Here is a 7,015-nt window from a genome sequence, read left to right on the forward strand (position 1 = left end):
CCAACAAGAGGTAGGCTATGAGCTCTACTCGACAGAAATTATTTGAATAATCTTTCTTAGCACAGGTTCTTTCGATGAATGAAAGTGTCACTTGGTTACTTTCCGCTTATAAAAGAGCACTATATATTCTCCAGTGGTGAGACCTGCCCTGAGAATGAGTTTTTTCAAAAGACCGGGACCAAGGGTTTTATTCTTATGCACCGGTATCGATAAGTGGACATCACTCCCCTCTTTGATCAGAATGTAATGACTCCCTTCAATATGATTCAGCTTCCAACCAGCTCGTTTGAACGCAGCAACATGCTTCTCACCGTTCGCCCGGGGAAGCTTAGACATGTGCCGTGCCCAGATCAAGAGAAATATCCAGCTTCTGGTAAAACGTAGGGACCTTCAACTGCTCACCTGCTTGCTTGAGTCGCGATTTCAAACAGCCCACGATTGCTTCACTGATATTCTCAATCGCGTCCTGCACCGTTTCTCCCTCAGAAAGACACCCTGGAAGGTCCGTACATTCCACAACATACCGACCCTCCTCGTCGAGTTCAAGGGTGATGTTGAATTTCATAGCCTTTCAAATTCTATAGGTGCTTTATGCTTAAAAAGTTTCTGATTTACTCGCTTCTTGCACCGTCTTCACTCTCGTCCCATAACCTCATCAGGAATTAGATTGGCGCGGCGCCTGTCTTAAAAACCTGGTAATTCTTTGCAAATTCGCCGTGGTTTGTGGAGATGTTCATCGCGTAACTGCCGGCATACTCCTCGTTACCCATCTCCACCCCGCTCCTTCATAGAAACCGGAAGACCTCGGAAAGAAGAGCGTGCGCAGGAATGCGATGATCGCCGACTTTTTACACAGGATTGGAGAGAGCGGTAGAAAAGATCGGGTCGGGCATAACCCGGATGAAGGAGATTATGGTCTCCAGCGGCCTACCAGAGCCCCGCTATGAATTCACTACGTTCTTCACCGTTATCTTTGATAGTGAAGCCACAAGTCACCCCACAAGTTACCCCACAAGTCACCCCACAAGTGAGAACGATGCTAACAGCCTGTGCAGCAGAGCCGAAATCTCGGGAGGAGATACAGGTGATACTGGGGCTTGCGGATCGGTGGCATTTTCGTAAAGCGTATCTCCTGCCCGCTCTGGAGGCTGGGTGGCTGGCCATGACCATTCCAGACAAACCCCGGAGCAGCAAGCAGCGGTATGTAATCACCGAGAAAGGGAAGAAGATGTTGGATGAGCTAGGATATGGGCGCTGAGAAGAGTAAGGGGAGTGGTCGACATCCTAGATAGGATCGGCTCTGAATCATCACGCCTCACGGATACTGTGTTCGATCTTCTTCTACCCCTTCTTCTTCTTTCTTCTTCTTCTTCTTTTCGCGCCTCTCACCCCCCGCCGCTGAAGGCGCGCGCCGCTGCGGTATGCACTGCACCGCCAGAACGATGGTGCAACCCACCTGCGGGGCATCGTGTACCGGCACAGACAAAAAAGCTGTTACGTACGCTGAATTGCGTAACGGACCTGTATCCGTGACTTTACTTACCACCAAACAACGGGGCCACCTTAAACGCGTTGGTGTTCTGCGCATATGTAGTGACCCTGAATGTCCCGTCGAAAAAGCGATGCTGAAACGGATGCGCGGGCCGTTCACCGGAAGGATAGCCGCGGTAAAAACCGCACGGTAACCGCGGCACCCAGCATCACCAGGAAGAAGACCATCGCGATCACACCTGAAGCGTATGACGAGCTGACCCGGCGTGCAGAAAACGCAGGAACCGATCGTAAAACGCTCGCATCACGTGCTATCCTCGACCCTACCACAAACCAGGACTCACACGAGAACCCGAATTTGGAAGAGCGGTTAAAACGAGTTGCTGAGCGCTATCTGGACAAGCTTGAACAGCATATCGACGACGATGCGTTCGAGCCTACTGTCCGTGAATTCGGTCAGATCGTGCGCACAATGAAGGATTTGGATGGCATGCCATCTGAGGCCAGCAGCGAGCCCTACCTCCAGGGAAGATGGAACGAGCTGAATAGCCGCCGATACGATTCGGCCGGAGGTACCGATAAAGAATGAGGGAGCTCGAGCTCACGAATCATCACAACGGTGAACAGCGCACGTTTGACCTCTTCCAGTTCGCCCGTGAGATCCTGGATTACCCCCTGCTACAGGAGGATCCGCACCATGCATGGTGCACCGAGCTGGACAGGCGGCATAAACGCTCGCTCTGGCTCGAGCCACGCCATACCTTTAAGTCCACGGTCTTCACCAAAGCCTATCCCATCTGGCGCCTATTACAGGAGCCTGATCTCAGGATACTGATCGTTAATGCGACCGCGGAAAACGCCGAGGCGTTCCTGTCCGAGATCGTGGGCCAGTATCTCCGGAACGAGATGCTCCGCTGGGTATACCACGATACCTGCGGTACCCTGCCGCTCGAGCCTCAGGCCGCGAAGACGAAAACCGTCCTGCTCACGACCCGTACCAAAACCTATAGCGAGCCCTCCATACGGGCCGTCGGCGCGCTCAGCAACCTCGTCTCCGCGCATTACGAGCTCATTATCGTCGATGATCTCTGCAATATCGACGACCGCGAAAGCCCGGTGATCCGAGAGAAGAAGAAGCGGTGGTTCCAGGATCTCATCTCCGTACTCACGCCCGAGGGCGAGCTCGTCGTTGTGGGCACCCACTGGCATTTCGATGACCTCTACGCTTATATCAGCAACGAGCTGAACCCCGGGCTCACGGATGAGTACAAATTCCGTATCCAGCGCGACTCCTGCTATCACGACGACGGCGAGACCCCGCGGTTCCCCACTATTCTCTCCCCAAAACGGCTCCAGGCACTACGCATCGAGAAGGGCGAGATCGCCTTCGCCTGCCAGTATCTGAACCAGCCCCTGCCATCAGAGCACCAGGTCTTCAGGCTGGACGCGATGCACACCATTCCTGCCGCTGAGCTCGACCTCACACAGGCAGCAGAGGTCATTGGCTTCTGTGATCCTTCGCTCGGTGGCGCCGACTACACCGCCATCGTTACCCTGCTCCGGTACAACAACGCCTGGATCGTGTATCACTGCGAGCTGACGCGTATGCCGCAATCACAGCTCATCGATTCGCTCATTGCGCTCCAGCAGCAGTTCAACTACACCGTACTCGGGATCGAGGCGAATGCGCTCGCCAAAGCTAAATCAGATCATGCCCGCAACAGCTTCGAGCTCGTGCTCCATGAGCGGCAGCAGGCAGCCGGAGTTACCGTACCCTATAAATTCGTCTGGCATACCACGAACAAAAGAGCAAGGATCGAAAGTATCGAGCCGCATTACACCAACGGGCAATTAACGTTCCTGAAGTCCTGGAACCAAACCTATCCCCTGCTCGTGGAGCAGTTGCTCCAGTTCCCGCTCGCAGCTCATGACGACGGGCCTGACGCACTCGCCGGCGCTATCGAGCTGATACTCGCAAAAGAGAAAGCACGACGGCAGGTTCTTATACCCCGTGCGCGATAACGAACCTCCTCTCTACTAAAGTAAAGAGAAAACAGCACGGGATCAGGGCGACGCTATAATCGCCGCTAGAGGGCACTCACAGCTGGTAACACCTCTAGCCAGCTAACAGATAAAAACAACAGCATACCGCCAGTTACACTAAAAACCCTACGGCTTCCAGACCGTTTGTGAGCCAATCTACGCGTTCAAAATCTGGATCGTTCGTTCGGAGCGGTATTTGGTCCGCGTCAGATGAAACAATTAACGGGTAATTCGCGATGCCACATACTCATGGTATTCCTGCATCACCTCTGCAGGAATCGGATTGATCACTTCGAGATGGTGTACCCTTCTCTTCAGTTCTTCGTCAATCGTATAGACTCGCGTGAGGTTCATACGCCTCGCCAGCTCCAGGAGATAACCATCCCAGGAGGAGATCTTTAACTCGCCTGCCGTTTCGAGTGCTCCGATCGCAGTCGTTCTGCTTATATCACCGAAAAACGCAGGTGAGTCGAGCGAGACCGTGGTCACCAGTGCTTCGGTAACTGCCGCCCGGGGAAGCTTGAGATACTTCGTCATTATCACGTGCGCCCCGATATACGTGCTGAGCGGAACAACGCATCGCCTTTTTAAACCAAGAACCTCCCGCAGAAAATCGCGTGCGTAACTCCAAGCGGGATTTTCACAATGTGCAAGCACAATGAGCCCAACATCAACAACTCCCTCAAATCCCGAGCTTCCTGAGTACATACTCCCTATCCATATGTGTCTCGGGACTCGTTTCTGCGATATCAAGCACCGCTCCAAGGTGGGGCATAACTTTTTCGAGCTTCTTAAATACTTCTTCCATCCTCCGCTCACCAGGGAATATCTCGATCTCTAGCTCTTCTCCCTCTTTGAGGCTAACCCGATCCAGCAATTTCAATACCCCGTCCTCATACACTGCCTTCACTCTCGTTCCCATAACCCCATCAGGAATTAAATTGGCGCCTTGTGCTTAAATAACCTGGTACTCCTTTGCAAATTCGCAGTGGTTTGTGGAGATGTTCATCGCGTAATTGCCGGGGCACTCCTCGTTACCCATCTCCACCCAGCGCCTTCGTAGGCGGTCCTCATCATCGCCGCTAACAGGACGAGCATCACACCCACCAGCAGCACCTCTGTATTCGCAATGCCATGCCAAAACCTTTTCTCTGTGGGGCATCCACTCCCCACTCCACACACACAGCCCCACGTCCCCGAGAAGAAAACCCTGAAAGGGTTTATAGAAAAGGTTTTCGATCGGGATTACCTTCTCGGTGGTACTTACCTCCGGCAGCTGCTGCCCGCGCTTCCACTCCATCGCCTCCTTGATCAGCCGGGCCTGCTCTCCCTGAGGCAGCAATAAGTTCTTTTGCTAAAGCTTTTCTTTCAAGAAAAGGTTTGCCGCAGGGCACGCTCTTCTGTCTTCCAGAGCGTCCAGTCCGAGCAGAACAGCGGCTCTTCCAGTTTAGGGTTGCCAAAGCGCTCTATCCATTCCTGAAGGTAGGCCTTCAGCCCCTGCGTCGCCTCTGCACAGATGAAGGCGTAGTACGGTATCGAGCCTTTACAAGCATCAGGTACACGCTCCTTCATCTCCGGATACACCGGAATCCTGATGCACTCTTCACTGTTTTCCAAGTCGTCCCGTACGTCCTCATAGTTGAGTGCGATCAGGGTGCTGATGCGCAAGCCCGAGCTCCAGAGGCATAAAAGCATCGCTCTGTTGCTCCATGAGCTTTTGTAATACTATTTCAGCGTGCATCCTCACTCAAAACTCCCTTCACCCACGCCATAAACTTCCTGAAATTATCCTCTGGAACTATATTCGCCGCGAGCACATCATCCTCGATGACCGTGTCTTCTGACTGAGCCAAAGTGAATATGCCGTGGAAAACCCCTCAGGCCTTTGTGATGCGGTGCTGTATCAATTCGATACATTGTGCCGCCTTGCCTCTGCCAGTGAAAGGAGAACTTATCCGCTACAGGATAACGCACTTCGATCCAGGAGCCATCAAGTGGTGAGCCGACGGATTCTCTCTCACCACTCAATCATCGCGCCCTTTTCCAATGCCACTTCTTTCTGCCTCTAAAACCCGTACTATTTGTGCTTTGAATTCCGGGATGTTCACTCTTACAGTGTCCCATACCGCCTCAAGATCAATCCCGAAATACTCATGAATTAAGATGTCTCGGAATCCCGCCGCCTCTTTCCATGCCACAGCAGTATACTTCCGCTTTATTTCTTCAGGAATCCTTTTTACCGCTTCACCTATGATCTCAAAATTGCGGATTACAGCATCAACTGCCATGTCATTCTCGCTGAAATCTTCAAATGAGTGATTACCAGTATAGCTCTCGATCTTTTCTATGCACTGCACGATATCTTCTATAAAAAGAAGATAATCTCTGTCCCGCTTAGACATATTCAACCTCGTGTAAGATACGATCCTTTAGCCGTGATTTAATCGCATCCTTCATCACAAGGTCAACGTCTCGCCCAAAAAGACCCTCAAGGTAAAATTTTAACCGCATATAATTGAAAAAATCCTTATGCCCCTTAGTAAAATCGACAAGAACATCTATATCACTGGCTGTTGTCTCTTCACCCCTGATATAAGAACCAAATAACCCTAGTTCTCTTACATGAAAAGCCCGGCTCATGTGCGCTTTTTTCTCAGCCAATTTCCGCGCCACCTCAGCAGCATCCATCTTTCTTTCCTCTACTCCGCTTCTCTCAGTTGCCGCACTAACACGCTTAGATCCTCTCGGTTCAGCGCCTCATCCAGTAGTTCCCTTACCCTGGTTATCTTCGTGACACGTCCGTATCGGAGCTGACGTAAACCCCGCTTCAGTTCTTCGCTTTTCGTCTTAGACAGCCCTATTGCCGCTAAGAGCTTTAGCTGATACAGCTCCGCCGGGACTCCGGTGCGTACTACGTCTTCCATCTTTATCACGCCCAAAGTAGTTCTCGATATGCAGTAATCAGATAGAAGATACTCGTTATTAAAAGCGGTTCGTCCACTTATTCGTTCGAGCGATAAAAATCGCTTCTTCTTGCCCCTACGGCTTCCAGACCGTTCGTGATTCAATTCACGCGCTCGTTCAAAATCGGAATCGCTCCTTCAACGAACCTGAACCGATAACCGCAATACTCATATGAAATGAAAATCTCCAGGAAGTCGACTCGCTTGAAATCCTCATCGAAGGTGGCGATCTTCTTGATCCCGTAAGTAATGGTTGCAGGTAGCCGCGAGTACCGCATCATTGGGAAGCAAACGATACGTATCCATCATCGTACGCCACTCTGCAAGTGCTTCTTTCTTAGTACAGGTTCTTTCTTATGAAAGAAAGTGTCTCATTAGCGTCCTTTAATAGTTCTTTTGGTAAAACTTTTCTTTTTAAGAAAAGGTTTAAATTCTTTCTTAGTTCAGGTTCTTTCGATGAAAGAAAGTGTCTCATTAGCGTCCTTTAATAGTTCTGTCGAGTAGAGCTCATAGCCTAC

General features: G+C 51.2%; 12 protein-coding genes and 1 pseudogene. 3 read left to right on the forward strand and 10 right to left on the reverse strand.

The window, feature by feature from the left end; genetic code table 11:
• Positions 1-87: 87 nt before the first annotated feature.
• Entirely contained in the window at positions 88-336 is a 249-nt protein-coding gene (locus ENN68_09945) for a type II toxin-antitoxin system HicA family toxin (GenBank protein ID HDS46376.1), read from the reverse strand.
• A complete protein-coding gene (locus ENN68_09950) occupies positions 329-565 on the reverse strand; it encodes a type II toxin-antitoxin system HicB family antitoxin (GenBank protein ID HDS46377.1) in 237 nt (78 codons plus the stop codon). The genes ENN68_09945 and ENN68_09950 overlap by 8 nt, the downstream gene beginning before the upstream one ends.
• Before the next feature lie 471 nt (positions 566-1,036).
• Here ENN68_09950 and ENN68_09955 point away from each other — a divergent pair, with 471 nt between their 5' ends.
• The 3 genes from ENN68_09955 (at position 1,037) to ENN68_09965 (ending at position 3,513) form a co-directional block, all read left to right on the forward strand.
• Complete coding sequence (locus ENN68_09955) at positions 1,037-1,258, forward strand: hypothetical protein (protein HDS46378.1); 222 nt, start codon at positions 1,037-1,039, stop codon at positions 1,256-1,258.
• 345 nt (positions 1,259-1,603) lie between these two features.
• A complete protein-coding gene (locus ENN68_09960; GenBank protein ID HDS46379.1) occupies positions 1,604-2,080 on the forward strand; it encodes a hypothetical protein in 477 nt (158 codons plus the stop codon).
• Complete coding sequence (locus ENN68_09965; GenBank protein HDS46380.1) at positions 2,077-3,513, forward strand: hypothetical protein; 1,437 nt, start codon at positions 2,077-2,079, stop codon at positions 3,511-3,513. The genes ENN68_09960 and ENN68_09965 overlap by 4 nt, the downstream gene beginning before the upstream one ends.
• Positions 3,514-3,753: 240 nt before the next feature.
• Here the strand turns inward: ENN68_09965 and ENN68_09970 are convergent, their stop codons facing one another.
• The 8 genes and pseudogenes from ENN68_09970 to ENN68_10005 all read right to left on the reverse strand — a co-directional run bounded on the left by ENN68_09970 (position 3,754) and on the right by ENN68_10005 (position 6,818).
• Positions 3,754-4,242 carry a hypothetical protein gene (locus ENN68_09970; protein HDS46381.1) on the reverse strand — a complete coding sequence of 163 codons (489 nt, stop codon included), beginning with the start codon at positions 4,240-4,242 and terminating at the stop codon, positions 3,754-3,756.
• Positions 4,217-4,456 (reverse strand): DUF104 domain-containing protein, encoded by a 240-nt coding sequence (locus tag ENN68_09975; GenBank protein HDS46382.1) that lies wholly within the window; start codon positions 4,454-4,456, stop codon positions 4,217-4,219. The genes ENN68_09970 and ENN68_09975 overlap by 26 nt, the downstream gene beginning before the upstream one ends.
• 33 nt (positions 4,457-4,489) lie before the next feature.
• Positions 4,490-4,834, reverse strand: coding sequence for a hypothetical protein (locus ENN68_09980; GenBank protein ID HDS46383.1), 345 nt, complete (start codon positions 4,832-4,834; stop codon positions 4,490-4,492).
• A gap of 68 nt (positions 4,835-4,902) precedes the next feature.
• Positions 4,903-5,229 carry a site-specific integrase gene (locus ENN68_09985; GenBank protein HDS46384.1) on the reverse strand — a complete coding sequence of 109 codons (327 nt, stop codon included), beginning with the start codon at positions 5,227-5,229 and terminating at the stop codon, positions 4,903-4,905.
• A gap of 329 nt (positions 5,230-5,558) precedes the next feature.
• Positions 5,559-5,936: a DUF86 domain-containing protein gene (locus ENN68_09990; protein HDS46385.1), complete on the reverse strand. Its 378-nt coding sequence runs from the start codon at positions 5,934-5,936 to the stop codon at positions 5,559-5,561.
• Positions 5,929-6,222 carry a nucleotidyltransferase gene (locus ENN68_09995; GenBank protein HDS46386.1) on the reverse strand — a complete coding sequence of 98 codons (294 nt, stop codon included), beginning with the start codon at positions 6,220-6,222 and terminating at the stop codon, positions 5,929-5,931. The genes ENN68_09990 and ENN68_09995 overlap by 8 nt, the downstream gene beginning before the upstream one ends.
• An 11-nt stretch (positions 6,223-6,233) precedes the next feature.
• Complete coding sequence (locus tag ENN68_10000) at positions 6,234-6,458, reverse strand: hypothetical protein (GenBank protein ID HDS46387.1); 225 nt, start codon at positions 6,456-6,458, stop codon at positions 6,234-6,236.
• A gap of 221 nt (positions 6,459-6,679) precedes the next feature.
• Positions 6,680-6,818: pseudogene (locus ENN68_10005) on the reverse strand (PIN domain-containing protein).
• Between the last annotated feature and the right edge of the window lie 197 nt (positions 6,819-7,015).

This window comes from Methanomicrobia archaeon (assembly GCA_011049045.1).
Lineage (GTDB): Archaea > Halobacteriota > Syntropharchaeia > Alkanophagales > Methanospirareceae > JACGMN01.